General features: G+C 70.3%; 17 protein-coding genes. 8 read left to right on the forward strand and 9 right to left on the reverse strand.

The genetic code is table 11. From position 1 onward, the window contains the following. Nucleotides 1-55: 55 nt before the first annotated feature. The 3 genes from AB4112_RS05355 (at nt 56) to AB4112_RS05365 (ending at nt 4,572) form a co-directional block, all read left to right on the forward strand. Nucleotides 56-193: a hypothetical protein gene (locus AB4112_RS05355; RefSeq protein WP_441717589.1), complete on the forward strand. Its 138-nt coding sequence runs from the start codon at nt 56-58 to the stop codon at nt 191-193. Nucleotides 194-430: 237 nt separating this feature from the next. Beyond that, nucleotides 431-2,197 carry an arginine--tRNA ligase gene (argS, locus tag AB4112_RS05360; RefSeq protein WP_441717591.1) on the forward strand — a complete coding sequence of 589 codons (1,767 nt, stop codon included), beginning with the start codon at nt 431-433 and terminating at the stop codon, nt 2,195-2,197. Between the two features lie 131 nt (nt 2,198-2,328). Further along, nucleotides 2,329-4,572, forward strand: coding sequence for a DUF3141 domain-containing protein (locus AB4112_RS05365; protein WP_441717593.1), 2,244 nt, complete (start codon nt 2,329-2,331; stop codon nt 4,570-4,572). Between the two features lie 144 nt (nt 4,573-4,716). Here AB4112_RS05365 and AB4112_RS05370 read toward each other — a convergent pair whose 3' ends face one another. The 5 genes from AB4112_RS05370 to AB4112_RS05390 form a co-directional block, all read right to left on the reverse strand. Further along, nucleotides 4,717-5,361, reverse strand: a complete 645-nt coding sequence (locus tag AB4112_RS05370) for a lysozyme inhibitor LprI family protein (protein ID WP_441717595.1) — start codon at nt 5,359-5,361, stop codon at nt 4,717-4,719. A 20-nt stretch (nt 5,362-5,381) separates the two neighbouring features. Further along, on the reverse strand, nt 5,382-5,660 hold the full coding sequence (locus tag AB4112_RS05375) for an EAL domain-containing protein (RefSeq protein ID WP_309796593.1): 279 nt from the start codon (nt 5,658-5,660) through the stop codon (nt 5,382-5,384). After that, on the reverse strand, nt 5,587-6,048 hold the full coding sequence (locus AB4112_RS05380; RefSeq protein WP_309796063.1) for a thiamine phosphate synthase: 462 nt from the start codon (nt 6,046-6,048) through the stop codon (nt 5,587-5,589). The genes AB4112_RS05375 and AB4112_RS05380 overlap by 74 nt, the downstream gene beginning before the upstream one ends. A 55-nt stretch (nt 6,049-6,103) precedes the next feature. Continuing rightward, nucleotides 6,104-7,033 (reverse strand): class I fructose-bisphosphate aldolase, encoded by a 930-nt coding sequence (locus AB4112_RS05385; RefSeq protein ID WP_441717597.1) that lies wholly within the window; start codon nt 7,031-7,033, stop codon nt 6,104-6,106. Nucleotides 7,034-7,145: 112 nt separating this feature from the next. After that, nucleotides 7,146-7,583, reverse strand: a complete 438-nt coding sequence (locus AB4112_RS05390; protein ID WP_309796066.1) for an Lrp/AsnC family transcriptional regulator — start codon at nt 7,581-7,583, stop codon at nt 7,146-7,148. 131 nt (nt 7,584-7,714) lie between these two features. Here AB4112_RS05390 and rocF point away from each other — a divergent pair, with 131 nt between their 5' ends. Next, complete coding sequence (gene rocF / locus AB4112_RS05395) at nt 7,715-8,698, forward strand: arginase (protein WP_309796068.1); 984 nt, start codon at nt 7,715-7,717, stop codon at nt 8,696-8,698. A gap of 42 nt (nt 8,699-8,740) precedes the next feature. Continuing rightward, nucleotides 8,741-9,949 (forward strand): ornithine--oxo-acid transaminase, encoded by a 1,209-nt coding sequence (gene rocD / locus AB4112_RS05400; protein WP_309796070.1) that lies wholly within the window; start codon nt 8,741-8,743, stop codon nt 9,947-9,949. A 13-nt stretch (nt 9,950-9,962) separates the two neighbouring features. Here rocD and AB4112_RS05405 read toward each other — a convergent pair whose 3' ends face one another. The 3 genes from AB4112_RS05405 to AB4112_RS05415 are packed head-to-tail and all read right to left on the reverse strand — an operon-like array spanning nt 9,963 to nt 12,326. After that, nucleotides 9,963-10,460 carry an OmpA family protein gene (locus AB4112_RS05405; protein ID WP_309796071.1) on the reverse strand — a complete coding sequence of 166 codons (498 nt, stop codon included), beginning with the start codon at nt 10,458-10,460 and terminating at the stop codon, nt 9,963-9,965. Continuing rightward, nucleotides 10,453-11,736: a diguanylate cyclase domain-containing protein gene (locus AB4112_RS05410; RefSeq protein ID WP_309796073.1), complete on the reverse strand. Its 1,284-nt coding sequence runs from the start codon at nt 11,734-11,736 to the stop codon at nt 10,453-10,455. The genes AB4112_RS05405 and AB4112_RS05410 overlap by 8 nt, the downstream gene beginning before the upstream one ends. Beyond that, nucleotides 11,733-12,326, reverse strand: a complete 594-nt coding sequence (locus AB4112_RS05415; protein WP_309796075.1) for a YfiR family protein — start codon at nt 12,324-12,326, stop codon at nt 11,733-11,735. The genes AB4112_RS05410 and AB4112_RS05415 overlap by 4 nt, the downstream gene beginning before the upstream one ends. Nucleotides 12,327-12,527: 201 nt before the next feature. Here AB4112_RS05415 and AB4112_RS05420 point away from each other — a divergent pair, with 201 nt between their 5' ends. Further along, nucleotides 12,528-13,319, forward strand: a complete 792-nt coding sequence (locus tag AB4112_RS05420; RefSeq protein WP_441717602.1) for a ferritin-like domain-containing protein — start codon at nt 12,528-12,530, stop codon at nt 13,317-13,319. Here AB4112_RS05420 and AB4112_RS05425 read toward each other — a convergent pair. Beyond that, nucleotides 13,298-14,611: an MFS transporter gene (locus AB4112_RS05425; protein WP_441717604.1), complete on the reverse strand. Its 1,314-nt coding sequence runs from the start codon at nt 14,609-14,611 to the stop codon at nt 13,298-13,300. The two genes, AB4112_RS05420 and AB4112_RS05425, sit on opposite strands and share 22 nt — an antisense overlap. Nucleotides 14,612-14,845: 234 nt before the next feature. Here AB4112_RS05425 and AB4112_RS05430 point away from each other — a divergent pair, with 234 nt between their 5' ends. Both AB4112_RS05430 and AB4112_RS05435 read left to right on the forward strand, forming a co-directional pair. Continuing rightward, nucleotides 14,846-16,189, forward strand: a complete 1,344-nt coding sequence (locus tag AB4112_RS05430) for an NAD(P)-binding protein (RefSeq protein ID WP_309796080.1) — start codon at nt 14,846-14,848, stop codon at nt 16,187-16,189. Further along, nucleotides 16,189-17,193 carry an alpha/beta fold hydrolase gene (locus AB4112_RS05435; protein ID WP_309796081.1) on the forward strand — a complete coding sequence of 335 codons (1,005 nt, stop codon included), beginning with the start codon at nt 16,189-16,191 and terminating at the stop codon, nt 17,191-17,193. The genes AB4112_RS05430 and AB4112_RS05435 overlap by 1 nt, the downstream gene beginning before the upstream one ends.

Consider the following 17,193-nt stretch of genomic DNA (forward strand, 5'->3'; position numbering starts at 1 on the left):
ACAGCCCAGCGTCGCCGTCTCCCGGCTGGTCGACCTATCCAAGCCGGGAGCCAGGGTGGTGGAGCTGACGGTCAGCGCGCCGGTTCCGCTATCCGATGTCGGGGCGGTGAAGGCGGCGCTGATGGGGCGGATCAACGCGGCCCTCGGCCGCCTCGCCGCCGCCCCCGACGCCCCCGCCGCGGGGAATGGGTGAGGGGTACCGGGCCTCTCTCTGAGCGCCCTCCCTCTTCGTCATTGCGAGGAGGCGAAGCCGACGAAGCAATCCATAGCGCCGCACGAGCGGCCCGATGGATTGCTTCGCTGCGCTCGCAATGACGAATGGGGGTGAGTGGGTGGCTCCGGCCTCTCCGGGGGTCAACGGCAGGGCGGGCCTTGCCTCGAGCGCGCGTGGACCCTAAAACCCGCGGATAGCCCGGAAAGACCTGCCCGCATGTCCTCGCTCGCCGCCAAGCTGACCGAAACCGTCGCCGCCGCCTTCGCCGCGGAGGGGCTGCCGCCCGAACTCGGCATCGTCACCGTCTCGAACCGCCCGGATCTCGGGCAGTTCCAGTGCAACGGCGCCCTGCCGGCCGCCAAGCGCGCGGGCGCCAACCCGCGCGAGATCGCGGAGAAGGTGGCCAAGCGCCTGCAGGCGAACCCGGATTTCGACAATGTGTCGCTGGCCGGCCCGGGCTTCATCAACCTGTCGCTGACCGACCCGGTCATCGCCGCCCATGTCGACGCCCAGGCCGGGGACGAGCGGATGGGCGTGCCGCTGGCCAACCCCCCGCGCCGGGTGGTGCTGGACTATGGCGGCCCGAACATCGCCAAGCCGATGCATGTCGGCCACCTCCGCGCCTCGATCATCGGCGACAGCCTGCGCCGGCTGTTCCTGTTCGTCGGCGACGACGCGATCGGCGACGTGCATATGGGCGACTGGGGCACGCCGATGGGCATGGTGATCAGCGAGATCGCCCGCCGCCAGCCGGACCTGCCCTATTTCGACCCCGACTTCACCGGCCCCTATCCCAACGCCAGCCCGGTGACGATGGAGGACCTCGAGGTCCTGTACCCCGCCGCCTCCCAGGCCTCGAAGGCCGATCCGGCGCGGATGGAGGAGAGCCGCCAGGCGACCGCCGAGCTGCAGGCCGGCCGGCCCGGCTACCGCGCGCTGTGGCAGCATTTCATCGACGTCTCGATCGCCGGGATGCAGCGGGAGTTCGACGCGCTGGGCGTGCATTTCGACCTGTGGAAGGGCGAGGCCGCGGTCCACGACCTGATCGAGCCGATGGTGGCGGACTTCCAGGCCCGGGGCCTGGCCGAGACCGACGCCGGCGCCGTCATCGTCCGCATCGCCGAAGAGAGCGACAAGAAGGAGATGCCGCCGCTGATCCTGGTCAAGTCGGACGGCGCCGTCACCTACGGCACCACCGACCTCGCCACCATCATCGACCGGCGCCAGTCGCTCGACCCCGCGCTGGGGCTCTATGTCGTCGACCGCCGCCAGTCGCTGCATTTCGAGCAGGTGTTCCGCGCCGCCCACAAGGCGGGGCTGAACGGCCGGTCCGACCTGGAGCATCTCGGCTACGGCACCATGAACGGGCCGGACGGCAAGCCGTTCCGGACCCGCGCCGGCGGCGTGATGAAGCTGTACGACCTCTTGGACACCGCCACCGAGATCGGGCTGAAGCGCCTGGAGGAGGCGCATCTGGCCGAAGGCTATCCGGAGGAGGAGCGGCGCGAGATCGCCCGCCGGGTCGGCATCGCCGCGGTGAAGTTCGCCGACCTCCAGAACAACCCGTCCTCGGACTACGTCTTCGACCTCGACCGCATGCTGCGCTTCGAGGGCAAGACCGGCCCCTACCTGCAATATGCGGCGGTGCGCGCCCGGTCGCTGCTGCGCCGGGCGGAGGGGCAGGGCGACGCGCCAGGCACCATCCTGTCGGCGGCGAACGAGGGCGACCGGGCGCTGATGCTGCAGCTGGCCCAGCTGCCGGACGCGGTCCGCAATGCCTATGACAAGCGGGCGCCGAACGAGCTGTGCGACTTTGCCTACGCCCTGGCGCGCGAGTTCAGTCGTTTCTACGATGCCTGCCATGTGCTGAGCGAAACCGACGCCGCGCGCCGCGCTTCCTGGCTCGGACTCACGGCTTTGACGCTGCGTCAGCTGGAACAGCTGCTCGGCCTGTTGGGAATAGACGTTCCGGAACGGATGTAACCCGTAAAATATGCTATATCGTCTGACTTAGGGCGGAGCGACCAGCTGAGTCCCGTGACGGTGCAGAAGGGCATCAAGCCCCTCGCGTCATGGGATGGTCATCCGCAACCGAAGGAAGAGGACGGGTTATCATGACCGGTACCGCCGACCGGAGCGCCGCGCTCAGCGCCGCCTGGGCCGAGCCTTGGGCGTCTGCCGCCGAATACTGGGTCGACGCGGCGCAGCGCACGGTGCTGTTCTGGGATGTGCTGCGCCAGCGCGGCAACCAGTATCTCGAACACGCGGCAGACCCGACGCCGCATGTGCTGTCCTACGAGTTCGAGGTCATCCTCGACGGCCGCAGCCTGGAGCGGCCCTGCAATTACATGCTGGTCCGCATCGTGCCGCCCGAGGGCGTGACGGTCGACCCCGACAAGCGGCCCTTCGTCATCGTCGATCCGCGCGCCGGCCATGGGCCGGGCATCGGCGGGATGAAGCCGGAAAGCCAGATCGGCCGCGCCCTGCGCGCCGGCCACCCCTGCTACTTCATCGGCTTCCTGCCGGTGCCGGCGGCGGGCCAGACGCTGGAGGATATCGGCCGGGCCGAGGCCGCCTTCCTGCGCCTGGTGGCGGAGCGGCACCCGAATGCCGAGGGCAAGCCCTGCGTCATGGGCAACTGCCAGGCCGGCTGGGCCCTGGCGATGCTCGCCGCGATCAAGCCCGACATCGTCGGGCCGATGATCCTGGCCGGCGCGCCGCTGTCCTACTGGGACGGGCCGCGCGGCAAGAACCCGATGCGCTATCTCGGCGGCCTCGCCGGCGGCGGCTGGCCGGCGGCGCTCAGCGCCGATCTCGGCCATGGCCGCTATGACGGCGCCCATCTGGTGCAGAATTTCGAGAGCCTGAACCCGTCAAACACGCTGTGGTCCAAGCAGTACAACCTCTACACCAAGATCGACACCGAGGTGCCGCGCTACCTCAGCTTTGAGAAGTGGTGGGGCGGCTATGTCCTGCTGAACGCCAACGAGATCGAGACCATCACCGAGGATCTGTTCGTCGGCGACAAGCTGGCGGCGGGCCAGCTGGCGACCTCGGACGGGCGCAAGATCGACCTGCGCAACATCAAGTCGCCGATCGTGGTGTTCTGCTCGCAGGGCGACAACATCACCCCGCCGCAGCAGGCGCTGGGCTGGATCCTGGACCTCTACGACTCGACCGACGACATCGTCGCCAATGGCCAGACCATCATCTACGCCATCCATGACGACATCGGGCATCTCGGCATCTTCGTCTCCGGCCGCGTCGCGGCGAAGGAGCACAACCAGTTCATCCAGAACATCGACCTGATCGACGTGCTGGCGCCGGGCCTCTACGAGGCTGTCATCACCGAGATGCAGCCGGACGACCCGAACGCCGACCTGATCCGCGGCGACCATGTGGTGCGGTTCGAGGTGCGCAGCGTCAACGACATCCGCGCGCTGGGCATCAACAACACCGAGGAGGACCGCGCCTTCGCCACCGCGGCCCGGGTGTCGGAGATCAACAGCAAGATCTACGGCAGCACCCTGCGCCCGCTGATCCGGGCGGCGTCGAGCGAGCCGGCGGCGGAGCTCGGGCGGCGCTTAAGCCCGCTGCGGCTGCAGTATTCGCTGTTCTCCAACCGCAACCCGGCGATGCTGCCGGTGGCGATGGCGGCCGAGCAGGTGCGCGCGCACCGGCGCCCGGCGGCGGCCGACAACCCGTTCCTGGCGTTCCAGGACCTGATGTCGAACCAGATCGTGACCATGCTGGACGGCTGGCGCGACATGCGCGACCGCTGGATCGAAAGCACCTTCTACGCCGTCTACGGCAACCCGGTGCTGCAGGCGATGCTCGGCATCGACGACCGCACTTTGGCCGAGCGCCGCCCGCCGCGGGGCCGCGAGATCGACGAGGTGGTCGAAGGGCTGCGCGGCAAGGTGGCCGAGGGCGACATCCGCGCCGCGGTGCTGCGCGCCGTGCTCTACGCCATCTGGCCGATGCGCGCGGTCGACGAGCGCGGCTTCGCCACGCTGCGCCAGCTCTACGACGACAGCCTGCCCGGGCACTGGGACTCGCTGGCCGAGTTCAAGGAAGCGGTGCGCGAGCAGTACCTGATCATGCGCTGGCTGCCCGAGGAGGCGCTGGCGGCGCTGCCGGACCTGCTGCCCAAGGACGCCGCGACCCGCGACCGTGCCTTCGGCGTGATCGAGGCGGTGGTGTCTTCCTCCGGCCCGGTCGCGGGCGAGGTCAAGCTGCGGCTGGAGCAGATGCGCACGGCCTTCGCCGCCGAGGCGGAGACGCCCGCCGCCGAGGCTCCCGCCCCACAGGCCACGCGACGCGGCCGCACGGGACGGACGCTGAAGGTGGTGCAGTAGGGTAGGCCAGGCGCCCACCCTCACTTGTCATGCCACGGCTTGACCGTGGCATCCAGGGGCGGCCAAAGCGGTGCTTGGTGGCCCCTGGATTGCCCGGTCGAGCCGGGCAATGACAGTGGAGGGGGTGGATTGAAGCCCGCCCGCTCAGTTCTTCTGGTACCGGCCGGAGAAGCTGCCGTTCAGGCCGCAATAGGCGACCTCGCAGCCATGGTCCTCGATGCCGGCGGCGCCATTGCTGAAGCTCAGGCCGATCGAGCAGTGCTTGTCGTCGCCCATCGGCGAATCCGGGTCGGTCCAGCGGGCGCCGGCCTTGCCCAGCGGCGCATCCTCCAGTTCGACCATGCAGACCGGATAGGCCGGGGCGGCGCCGACCGTGTCGATCCGGGCGGCCAGCGTGCCGTTGGGGAAGGGGATGGCGGTCATCGCGCCGCTGCCGTCGAGATAAGTGTAGACGCCGGCGATCCGGCCCTTGTCGTAGCCGGCGGCGAGGGCCGCGAAGCGGGTCATGTACTGGCCGCTGAGGCAGTTGGCGCGGCCCTCGGCGGGGCATTTGTTGCGGTCGGCCAGCCAGGCGCGCTGGCTGTCGCGCAACTTGGTGCCGCCGCTGCCCTGCAGCGCCGCGTAGAGCCGCCCCATGGTGTGGTCCAGCCAGGACAGGGTCATGTCGGCGCAGATCGCCTTCTCGACGGCGGTGCCAGCCTTGTCGCAGTCGAAGCTGGGCGCGGTCTCGGCCAGGGCCGGGGTGGTGGCGAACAGGGCGAGCAGGGGAAGCAGGAAGCGGGCGCGCATGGGATCTCCGGACTGCGGCGTCAAACCATCCGATCGGGCGGCAGCACCGGGCCGATGGCATGGCCCTGGACGCGGTCGATGCCGAGCTCCCGCACGATCGCCAACGTCTCGGCATCTTCGGCCGATTCGGCGACGGTTCCAGTGCCGAGATCGTGGCCGATCTCGTTGATCGACCGCACGATCGCGCGGTCGGATCCGGCGGATCGGGGCCCGCCGCGGCCGAGCTCAGCCCAGCGCGCGGACGGCGGCGGCGGCGGCCTGCGGGTCGGTCCAGCCCTCGGCCGCCAGGCGCCGGAAATCGGCGTCGGGCAGGGCGGCGACGCAGGGGATCTCCATCATCTCGGTCCACCAGGACACGATCTCCGGATCGGCGTCGAAGCCGATGAAGTCGGCCCCGGCCTCGCCCGCCTCCATCGCCTCGTGGCGGCTGGTGCCGGCCACCACGCCGACGATCGCCTGGCCGCCGACGGCCTTGCGCGCTGCGCCATAGCCGGCGGGGTCGACCACCACGCCGTCGCATTGCGCCTTCGCCGCCAGCGCGGCGTCGCCGCGCAGCAGGAAGGCGACGCCGGCGGCCTGGGCGATGTCGCGCAACCGCTCCACCGCGGCGCGGGCCGCGGCGGCATCGGCCGGCACCGCCAGCTCGACGCAGGCGACGTCGCCGGCGCCGAGGGCGGCCGCGAGCACCGCCGGGTCGAGGTCCGGCGGGATCGCGAGATAGAGGCGGGACTCGGTCAGGGGGTTATTCCTTGCCCTGGAAGATGCGGATGATGGTGTCGAGCAGTTCCAGCGCCTCGTCCCGCGGCCGGCGGAAGCAGTTGCGGCCGATGATCGAGCCGTTGCCGCCGCCGTCGCGGATGGCGCGGGCATCGTCCAGCACCGAGGCGGTGTCCTTGGCGGCGCCGCCGGAGAACACGACGATGCGGCGGCCGGCGAAGCAGGAGCGCATGACCTCGGCGACGCGCTCGGCCTGGGTGCCGATCGCGATCTTGGCGCCGTCGAACTCCTTCTTGGCTTCCTTCTGCTCGATGAAGGCGCTCGGCAGCTTGACCTTGATGATGTGGGCGCCGAGCTGGCTGGCGAGATGGGCGGCATAGGCCACAACGTCGATCGCGGTCTCGCCGTCCTTGGTGATGTTCCCGCCGCGCGGATAGGACCACAGCACCGTCGGCAGGCCGACCGCCTTGGCCTCACGGATCAGCTCGGCGATCTCCTCCATCTGCTCCAACCCCTGGTCCGAGCCGGGATAGATGGTGAAGCCGATGGCGGTGCAGCCCAGCCGCAGCGCGTCCTCGACCGACCCGAAGATCGCCTGGTCGGCGTCTTCCTTCAGGCGGGACAGGCTGTTGGAGTGGTTCAGCTTCAGGATGGTCGGCACCTGGCCGTACAGCTTGCCGGTCGAGACCTCGAGCTGGCCCAGCGGCGCGGCATAGGCGCTCAGCCCGGCATCGATCGCCAGCTGGTGGTGGTAGAACGGGTCATAGCCGCCGGGGTTGATCGCGAAGCTGCGGGCCGGGCCGTGTTCGATCCCCTGGTCGACCGGGAGGATCACCATCTTGCCGCTGCCGCCGAGCCGGCCGTTCATCAGGAGCTGCGCGAGCCGGGCCTTCACGCCCGGGTTTTCGCTGTCGTAGTTGGACAGGATCTTCTGCACGCGCGGACTGATTCTCATCGTGCGTCTCTTCCTCGATGCGTTGGATCGGTTGGTGCAATCCCTAACCGAGTGGGATGGCTTGTTCAACGCCGCCGCATGCGGAAGGTTGCGGGAAAAGCGCGCGGCGGCGCTATTCAGCGGCCGTCCGGGTCTGGATCGACGACAGCATCAGGCTGGTCTCGGTCACCGAGATGCCCTCGACCTGCCGGATCCGGCGCAGGGTCTGGTCGAACGCCTCCAGCGTGTCGGTCTCGATCTCGGCCACCAGGTCCCAGCGGCCGTTGGTCGAATGCAGCGCCCGGACCTCGGGGAAGCCGCGCAGCCGTTTCATCACCTTGTCTGCAGCCTGGCCCTCCACCTCGATCAGGGTGATGGCGCGGATCACATGCGGCTGGCTGCCGGCCTTGACCACGATGGTGAAGCCCTGGATCACGCCGGTGTCGACCAGCCGGTCGATCCGGGCCCGGACCGTGGCGCGCGACACGCCCAGCGTCGCTGCCAGGGTCGAGGCCGGGCTGCGGGAATCGGCCCGCAGCAGGGACAGCAGCCGATGGTCGAGATCGTCCATTCTGGTCGGGAGTCCTTAGCACTTTGCGCAATACGGTGATCAGATTAGTCACCATGCCGTCTTTATGTCACCCCCGATCCGGCCGATAATCCCCGCTCTGGTCAACGCCACAGGGCAAGGGACGGCAGGACATGGACGCAACCCAGACCGACCACCGGGAGCACCGGCCCTCGCGCATCGCCCTGGTCGGCGCCCCGGTCGAGGTCGGGGCCGGGCATCGCGGCGCCGTGATGGGCCCCGCCGCGCTGCGCACCGCAGGCCTGCTGCCCAGCCTGCGCGGCCTGGGCTTCGAGGTCGAGGACCAGGGCGACCTGGCGCCGCGGCCGCTGCCGGAGCTGCAGGAGACGCCGCAGATGCGCTTCCTGCCGGAAATCGCGGGCTGGGCCCGGGTCCTGAGTGACCGCGCCTATGCGCTGATGAACGAAGGCGTGCTGCCGATCTTCCTGGGCGGCGACCACAGCCTGTCGATGGGCTCCGTCAACGGCGTGCTGCGCCACAGCCGCGAGGCCGGGCGCGAGCTGTTCGTGCTGTGGCTCGACGCCCATTCCGACTTCAACACGCCGGAGACCACGCCGTCGGGCAACATGCACGGCATGTCGGCGGCGCTGCTATGCGGCGAGCCGGGGCTGGACGACGTGTTCGGGCCGGAGCCGCGCGAGCGGCTGGACCCGCAGAATCTCACCATCTTCGGCGCCCGTTCGATCGACCGCGAGGAACGGGCGCTGCTGCGCCGCCGCGGGGTCGAGGTGTTCGACATGCGGCTGGTCGACGAATACGGCGTCTCGGTGCTGATGCGCCGGATCATCGACAAGGTCGCGGCCCGCAACGGCGTGCTGCATGTCAGCCTGGACGTCGATTTCCTCGAGCCGGCGATCGCGCCGGGCGTGGGCACCACGGTGCCGGGGGGCGCCACCTACCGCGAGGCGCATCTGATCATGGAGATGCTGCATGACAGCGGCCTGGTCGGGTCGCTCGACGTGGTCGAGCTGAACCCGTTCCTCGACGACCGGGGCAAGAGCGCGCTGCTGCTGGTCGACCTGGTCTCCAGCCTGTTCGGCCGGCAGATCATCGACCGGGCCGGGGCGCTGGAGCGGGCATCGTCGCTGTCACTCTGACACGCGGCTGGGACGGGAACGGACAAGACAGGGAACAGGATCATGGCCACGGCAACCAGCCTCATCGAGACCGAAGCCCGCCTCGGCGCGCACAACTACAAGCCGCTCGACGTGGTGCTGTCGAAAGGCGAGGGCGTCTGGGTCTGGGATGTCGACGGCAACCGCTACCTCGACTGCCTCTCGGCCTATTCCGCGGTGAACCAGGGCCATTGCCACCCCAGGATCCTGGCGGCGATGGTCGAGCAGGCGCAGAAGCTGACCCTGACCTCGCGCGCCTTCCGCAACGACCAGTTGGCGCTGTTCTACGACGAGATCGCGGCGCTGACCGGCTCGCACAAGGTGCTGCCGATGAACAGCGGCGCCGAGGCGGTGGAATCCGCGGTCAAGGCCGTCCGCAAATGGGGCTACGAGGTCAAGGGCGTGCCCCAGGGCCAGGCCGAGATCATCGTCTGCGCCGACAATTTCCACGGCCGCACCCTGGGCATCGTCGGCTTCTCGACCGACCCGGATGCGCGCGGCAATTTCGGGCCGTTCGCGCCCGGCTTCAAGGTGGTGCCGTTCGGCGACGCCGCCGCCTTCGAGGCCGCGATCACCCCCAACACCGTGGCCTTCCTGGTCGAGCCGATCCAGGGCGAGGCCGGGGTGATCATCCCGCCCGACGGCTATTTCAAGACCGTGCGCGCGCTGTGCACCCGGCACAACGTCACCCTGATCCTGGACGAGATCCAGACCGGCCTGGGCCGCACCGGCAAGCTGCTGGCCGAGGCGCATGAGGGCATCGAGGCCGATGTCACCCTGGTCGGCAAGGCGCTGTCCGGCGGCTTCTACCCGGTCTCGGCCGTGCTCTCGAACTCCGAGGTGCTTGGCGTGCTCAAGCCCGGCCAGCACGGCAGCACCTTCGGCGGCAACCCGCTGGCCTGCGCCGTCGCCCGCATGGCGCTGAAGGTGTTGGTCGACGAGGGCATGATCGAGAACGCGCAGGCCCAGGGTGATTATTTCCAGGCCGGTCTCGCGGGGCTGCGCAGCAACCTGATCCGCGAGGTCCGCGGCCGCGGCCTGATGCTGGCGGTCGAGCTGCACCCCGAGGCCGGCGGCGCCCGCCGGTACTGCGAGGCGCTGCAGAAGCGCGGCGTGCTGGCCAAGGACACCCATGGCGACACCATCCGAATCGCGCCGCCGCTGGTGATCACCCGCGACCAGGTCGACTGGGCGCTGGAGCAGTTCGCGGCGGTGATGACCGGCACGGCCTGACCGCGGCTGCAGGTCACTGCTGGTTCGACACGATGATCGACACCCGCCGGTTCTCCCGCCGGCCGGCGGCCGAGCGGTTGTCCTCGACCGGCGCGCTCTTGCCCAGGCCGCGCACCTGGATGTTCTCCGGGCGCATGCCGGCGGCGACCAGCGCGTCGGTCACGGCCTGGGCCCGCCGCTGCGACAGGTCGAGGTTGTAGTCGTCGGTGCCGTAGTCGTCAGTGTGGCCTTCGACCCGCATGCGCTGGATGTCGACGGACAGCAGGGACCGGGCAAGGCGCCCGATCGATTCGCGCTGTCCCTCAGCCAGCGTCGCCTCATTGGTGCCGAACAGCAGCTTGCTGGCGATGCCGACCTCCCAGCCGCCATCGGTCGGTTCGAACCCTTCCTGCTTCAGCACGGCGATCTGGGCCGCGGTGAGGCCGGAGGCGCAGCCGGCGAGTAGCAGGGCGGCGGTCAGCAGGCCAGACAGGGCGAAATGGGTGGCGGCACGGCGGGAGATATCAGGCAATTCGGGACTCCACATCTGGACGGCCCGGGTCGTCGTCTCCCGCAAGCCGACGGCTGCCGGGCTGCAACCGCTTGGCGAGATACATCGCAGAATCTGCAATTTGGATCAAATTCGTTGAATCCCGAGCATGATCCGGGAACAGCGCAACGCCGATGCTCAGCGACGCCGCGACGGTCTCGCCATCCGGCAACCGGATCGGCTTGGCCATGCCGTCCAGGATGTCGTCGGCGATCCGCAGCGCCTCCGCCGCCTCCTGCAACGGTGCCAGCATCACCGCGAATTCGTCGCCGCCCAGCCGCGCCACTAGGTCGCCCGGGCGCAGCCGGGCCCGCAGCCGATCGGCGATGTCGACCAGGACGGCATCGCCGGCGGCATGGCCCAGACGGTCGTTGGTATCCTTGAAGCGGTCGCTGTCCAGGAATAGCACCGCGACCTGGCCGCCATCCCGCCCGGCGTCGCGGATGGCGCGGTCCAGCCGGTCCTCGAACACGGCGCGATTCGGCAGGCCGGTCAGGCTGTCATGGCTGGCTTGGTGCGCCAGGGATGCGTTCTCGCGCTGCAGATGGTCCTGCCAGGACTCCAGCTCGGCCAGCAGCGCGTTGAAGTCATCGCCCAGCTGGTTCAGCTCGGCGATCGCGGCCGGCGGCACCCGGCGGCCGAAGGCGCGGTCGCGCCGGACCGCATGCGCGACATCGGCCAGCGTCTGCAGCGGGCCAACGATCCCGGATTGAAGCGAGCGCGACAGATACAACGCCCCGACCGTGCTGAGGCCGAGGCAGGCCAGCACGACCGCGACGCCGAGGCCGAGGAAGCGCAGCAGCCCGACGGCGCTGCCGCGCAGCCGGACCACGCCGATCTCCGCCCCGTCATGGCTGATCGGCGCCAGGACCGGGCCGGGGAAGACCAGATCCGCCATCCGCTGTTCCAGGGCCTCGAACGACCCGCCCGGCGGTCGTTGCCAATAGACCAGGACCCGGCCCTGCGGGTCGAGGATGGTGGCCTCCGCCACCTCTTCGGGCGATGCGATCAGCGCCACCGCCTCCTCGGCCGCGCCGCGGTCGTCGAACACGACCGCGGCCTCGACCGTGTAGCTCATCGAGGTCGCGATCAATTGCAGGTTGTTGCTGGCATAGACATGCAGCACGACGAAGCCGGCGATGGTCAGGGTCAGCCCGGCCAGCACCACCGCCAGCAGGGCGACGCCGAAATGGGCCCGCCGCAGCACGCTGCGCAGGGCGGGGCGGGGCTTCCGGACTGGAGCGGGCGGGCGCGTCATGGCGCCGGCGTCCGGCGGCGGCCGAGCTGCAGCACCTTGGGATTGATCCGCACGCGGCTGCGCGCGACCGAGTCCAGATTGACCTGGAACCAGATCTGGGTGTCTTCGATCTGCAGGCAGAACATGCTGCCCACCGTGCAGGATGCGTCCCGCTCACTGATGCTGAGGATCGGGCGATCGACCAGCTGGGCATAGAGCGGACGCCGCTCCGCCTCGCCGAGCGCGCCGAGATAGACCACATCGCACTCCGTCCCGATCCGGGGATCGCCGGGCGTCAGCCGGCGGGAGCGGACGGGGCGGCCGGAGGCCTGGGTGGCGCCGGCCAGCAGGTCGTCCGCGTAGTCGGCCGATCCGACGACGCAAAGCCGCAGCTCTGGCGGTTCGGCCGGCCAGCGGGTGTAGCTCAGGATGCCCAGCACCTCCTGCTCCACCGCCGCCGCATGATCCGCATCGGGGACGGGGGATCGGGCCGGGGCCGGGGGGGCGGCCAGCGTCAGCAGCACCGTGGCGGCAAGGCAGGCGAAGCCGCGCAGGCGGGCCGATATCGACCGGCCGGACCCTGGGGCGGGGCCGTGGCCGATGATCTGCAATCGCTCGGGAGGACGGGGGGGCGGACGATGCTGAAGGAGGTGTTCCAAGCTTCCGGATCGATCATGCTGCACAGAGAGAGCCGAGCGAAGCGGCTGCCGCAGGGTAGCATCATCGGTCAGATCAGGCATCCCACTGCCCCTTGACCCCGGCCGCTGGCTGGATCAGCACTGGGCGGCCGACACACATCCGGGACAGATCGTTTGCCATCGCTCGTCGACAGCGCCGTCCAGATCCTCGAGGCGGCGGATCCGCAGGACAAGATCGCCCTGACCCATGCCGCGGCGGAGGCTTGGCGCCAGCGGGCGATCCCGGTGCTGGGCACGCGCCGCCCGCCGATGCGGCCGGCCCGGCCGGCGCGGCCTGAGCTGCTGCGCCCGGGCGACATGCCCAAGCGCCGCCTGGGCGGGGAGGCGGGGCGGATCGCGCTGCTGCACGCCCTGGCCCATATCGAACTGAACGCGATCGACCTCAGCTGGGACCTGATCGCCCGCTTCGCCACGGCGGAGACGCCGCGGGGCTTCTTCGACGACTGGGTCAAGGTCGCCGACGAGGAGGCGCTGCACCACGACCTGCTGTCGCGGCGGCTGCGCGAGCTCGGCTCCTCCTACGGTGCGCTGCCGGCGCATGACGGGCTGTGGCAGGCGGCGGAGGAGACGGCGGAAGATTTCCTCGGCCGGCTGTCGGTGGTGCCGCTGGTGCTGGAGGCGCGCGGCCTCGACGTGACGCCGGAGACGGTGGAGCGGCTGGAGCGGGCCGGCGACCCGGACAGCGCCCGCATCCTGCAGCGCATCTACACCGACGAGATCGGCCATGTCGGCGCCGGCCGGCGCTGGTTCGAATGGGAATGCGCGCGCGAGGGCAGGCCGCCGGTCCCGACCTATCACGCGCTGGTGCGGCGCTACTTCCGGGCCAAGCTGAAGCGGCCCTTCAACGTCCCGGCCCGCGACCTCGCCGGGTTCGCCGCCGCCTTCTACGAGCCGCTGGCGGACTGATCGGCCAGCCCGGCGGCGATGCCTCGTGCGGCGGGCGTCAGATGGGCGGTCAGGGCCCAGAACAGCAGCGCCGCGGCGCTGATGCCGGCGCCCAGCAGGCACACCCCCGCCCAGCCGGCCCAGGCATAGACCAGGGTCGAGGCGATGGCGCCGGCGCCGCTGCCCACCGAATAGAACAGCATGTAGCAGCCGACCAGCCGGCTGTGCGCCTCGGGCCGGGTGCGGAAGATCATGCTTTGGTTGGTGACGTGGATGGCCTGGCCCCCGAGGTCCAGCGCGATGATGCCGAGCATCAGCGCCCACAGCGACTGCAGGCCGAAGCCGATGGGCAGCCAGCAGGCCAGCAGCAGCGCCAGGGCCAGGCCGGTGGTCCATTGCCCGAGGCCGCGGTCGGCCATGTGTCCGGCACGGGCGGCGGCCAGCGCGCCCACGGCGCCGACCAGGCCGAAGGCGCCGATGGCGCTGTGCGACAGCGACAGCGGCGGCTCGCTCAGCGGCAGCACCAGCGAGGTCCAGAACACGCTGAAGGCGGCGAACATCAGCATGGCCAGCACGCCGCGGACCTGCAGCACGCGCTCCTGCACCAGCAGGGTGGCCATCGACCGCAGCAGCTGCAGATAGGACAGGCCGGCGGTCGGCTGCGCCTGCCGCGGCAGCATCCGCGACAGCACGGCGATCATCAGCACCGCCAGCGCCGAGGAGGCGAAATAGACCGAGCGCCAGCCGGCGAGGTCGGCCAGCAGCCCCGCCATGCTGCGCGCCAGCAGCAGGCCGACGACCACCCCGCTCGCCGCCGCGCCGACCACGCGCCCGCGCTCCGCCGGCGCCGCCAGGGTGGCGGCATAGGCGATCAGCCCCTGGGTCATCGCCGTCCCCAGCAGCCCGACGGCGACCATGCCCGCCAGCAGCATGGGCTGCCCCGGCGCGATGCCGACAACCACCAGGGCCAGGCCCAGCAGGAGCAGCTGGACGATCACCAGCCGGCGGCGGTTCAGCAGGTCGCCCAGCGGCACCACCAGCAGCAGGGCGAGGGCGCAGCCGATCTGGGTGGCGGTCATGACGATGCCGATCGAGGCGCGGGCGATGCCGAAATCCTGCGCCATCGTGTCGAGCAGCGGCTGCGCGTAATAGACATTCGCCACGCTGAGGCCGCAGGCGACCGCGAACAGCAGCACCAGGGAGCGGGGCATCTTGTCGGCCACGGCGGTGCCCGTGGTCCCCGGCCGACGTTCCGTCGTGCCGATCGTCGCGTCGGTCTCGGCGACCAGCTCCGTTCCGGGTTCGAGCTTCATCCGCGGCTCCTCTACGGCTGATCGGTTTTATAATGCAACCTTATGCCTGATAGCCGATCCAGTTTTATCTTGCAACCTAATAGCGATGCGCCCGACGCCTGTGCAGCCGGAGCAGCCGGTGTCGTGAGGCTGGCCGTCGGGGTTGCAGCGGTAACCCTTCTCCGGCGCCGGTGAAACCACGCAGTAACCGCCGTCCCCGACCCTCATCGCAGCAATCGATGAGGAGACGGTGAATTGGACACGCGACTGGGCAGGCATGCCATCGTCGTCGGCGCCGGGATCGCCGGGCTGGCGGCCGCTGCGGCGCTTTCCGACCATTTCGAGCATGTCGCCGTGCTGGAGCGCGACGAGCTTCCCCCCGATCTCGGTCCCCGGACCGGAGCGCCGCAATCGACGCAGCTGCACGGGCTGCTGGGCGGCGGCCAGCGCGCGCTCTCCACCCTGTTCCCGGGCTTCGATCGGGATCTCGCCGAGGCCGGAGCGGTGGCGGTCCGGGTCGGCCTCGAGGACCGCCTGGAGATTCCGGGCTACGATCCCTTTCCGCGCCGGGACCTCGGCATGCTCGGCTTCACCATGACCCGGCCGCTGCTCGAGCGCACCTTGGCGCGCCGGCTGCGGCGGCTGCCGAACGTCACGGTGCACGAGCGCTGCCGCGTCCTGGAGATCCTGGCGGATGACGACGGCACGGTCGGCGGCGTCCGGTGCCGGGGGATCCACGGCGTCGAGGGAGTTCTCCCCGCCGATCTCATCGTCGATGCCTCGGCACGCGGCGCCCTGACGCTGTCGCTGCTCAAGGCCGGCGGCTGGCCGGAGGTGGAGCAGACCGATGTCGGCATCGACATCCACTACGCCACCACGACCTTTGCGGCGCCCCGCCGCGCCCGGGACTGGAAGGCGGCGATGACCTTCCCCGACGGGACGTCGGACACCAAGACCGGATACGTGTTCGAGGTCGAAGGCGATCGCCTGATGGTCCTGGTCAGCGAACGGCACGCCCCCGCGCCGTCGGCCGACCATACCGGCTTCCTGGAGCTGCTGCGGCAGTTGCGGACCTCCACGCTGTATGACGCGCTCAAGACCGCCGAACCGCTGGACAAGGTCCATCGCTTCGCCTTCCCCGAGAGCTCGTGGCGGCACTACGAGCGGCTGAAGGATTTTCCGCGCGGGCTGGTGCCGATCGGGGATGCGATCTGCCGGTTCAACCCGGTCTACGGCCAGGGGATGGCCATGGCCGCCCTGGAGGCCTGCGTCCTCAAGGACCTGCTTCGGGCGCGGGCGGGGGAGAGCGATCCGCTCGCCGGGCTGGGGCAGGCGTACTTCGCCAGGGTGCAGCCCTCCATCGCCGCGGCCTGGTCGATGTCGGCCACCCCGGATTTCGTCCATCCCCTGACCCGGGGCACCCCGCCGGCCGATCTCGAGAAGTCGCTGCAATTCTCCGCGGCGCTGTACCGGATCGCGGCCCGCGATCCCGAGATCCACCGGCTGGCGGTCTCGGTCCGCCACCTCGCGGAATCCCCGGCCCGGCTGCGGGATCCGGAGCTCGTCCGGCGCGTGGAAGCGGAAATGGCGGAGGCATGATGGCCACGAGCGCAATCCTGGCCGGGCCAACCCACCGGACGGTCGAGACCAACGGCATCCGCATGCATGTGGCGGAGCAGGGCGAGGGGCCGCTGGTGCTGCTCTGCCACGGCTTCCCCGAATCCTGGTACTCCTGGCGCCACCAGCTTGCGGCCCTGGCCGCGGCCGGCTTCCACGCCGTGGCGCCCGACATGCGCGGCTATGGCCGGACCGACCGGCCGGAGGCGATCGACCAGTACACCCTGCTCCACCTGGTCGGCGACATGGTCGGCCTGCTGGACGCGCTGGGCGCCGAGACCGCGGTCATCGCCGGCCATGACTGGGGCGCCCCGGTCGCCTGGCACGCCGCGCTGCTGCGGCCGGACCGGTTTCGCGGCGTGATCGGGCTGAGCGTCCCGTATCTGCCGCGCGGCCAGGTTCATCCCACCCGGACCGTGCCCGAAGCCGACGATGCCTTGTTCTACCAGCGCTACTTCCAGGCTCCCGGCGTGGCCGAGGCCAACCTGGAGCGCGATGTCCACCTGACCCTGAAGCTTTCGCTGTTCAACGCTTCAGGGGATGCCCCGATTCCGGACGCCTCACCCGCGGCGGAAGGGCATGTCCTGATGATCCCCCGCGATCGGGGCTTCGTCCCGGCCGGCATCGGCGCGGAGACGATCCCGCTGCCGCCCTGGCTGACCGAAGCCGATGTGGATGTCTATGCCGGGGAATTCGCCCGGACCGGCTTCCGCGGCGGCCTGAACTGGTACCGCAACATCGACCGGAACTGGGACCTGCTGGCGCCGTTCGAAGACGCCAGGGTCACGGTCCCGGCGCTGTTCATTGCCGGCGACCGGGACGTGGTGCTGGCGTTCCGCGGCATCGGCGCCGTGCTGTCCAACCTGTCGGCCGCCGTGCCGCGCCTGCGAGAGACGGTCATCCTGGCGGGATGCGGCCACTGGACCCAGCAGGAGCGGCCGGAGGAGGTCAGCGCTGCCATGATCGGGTTCCTGCGCCAGCTGTAG

This window comes from Inquilinus sp. 2KB_23 (assembly GCF_052115705.1).
Lineage (GTDB): Bacteria > Pseudomonadota > Alphaproteobacteria > DSM-16000 > Inquilinaceae > Inquilinus > Inquilinus ginsengisoli_A.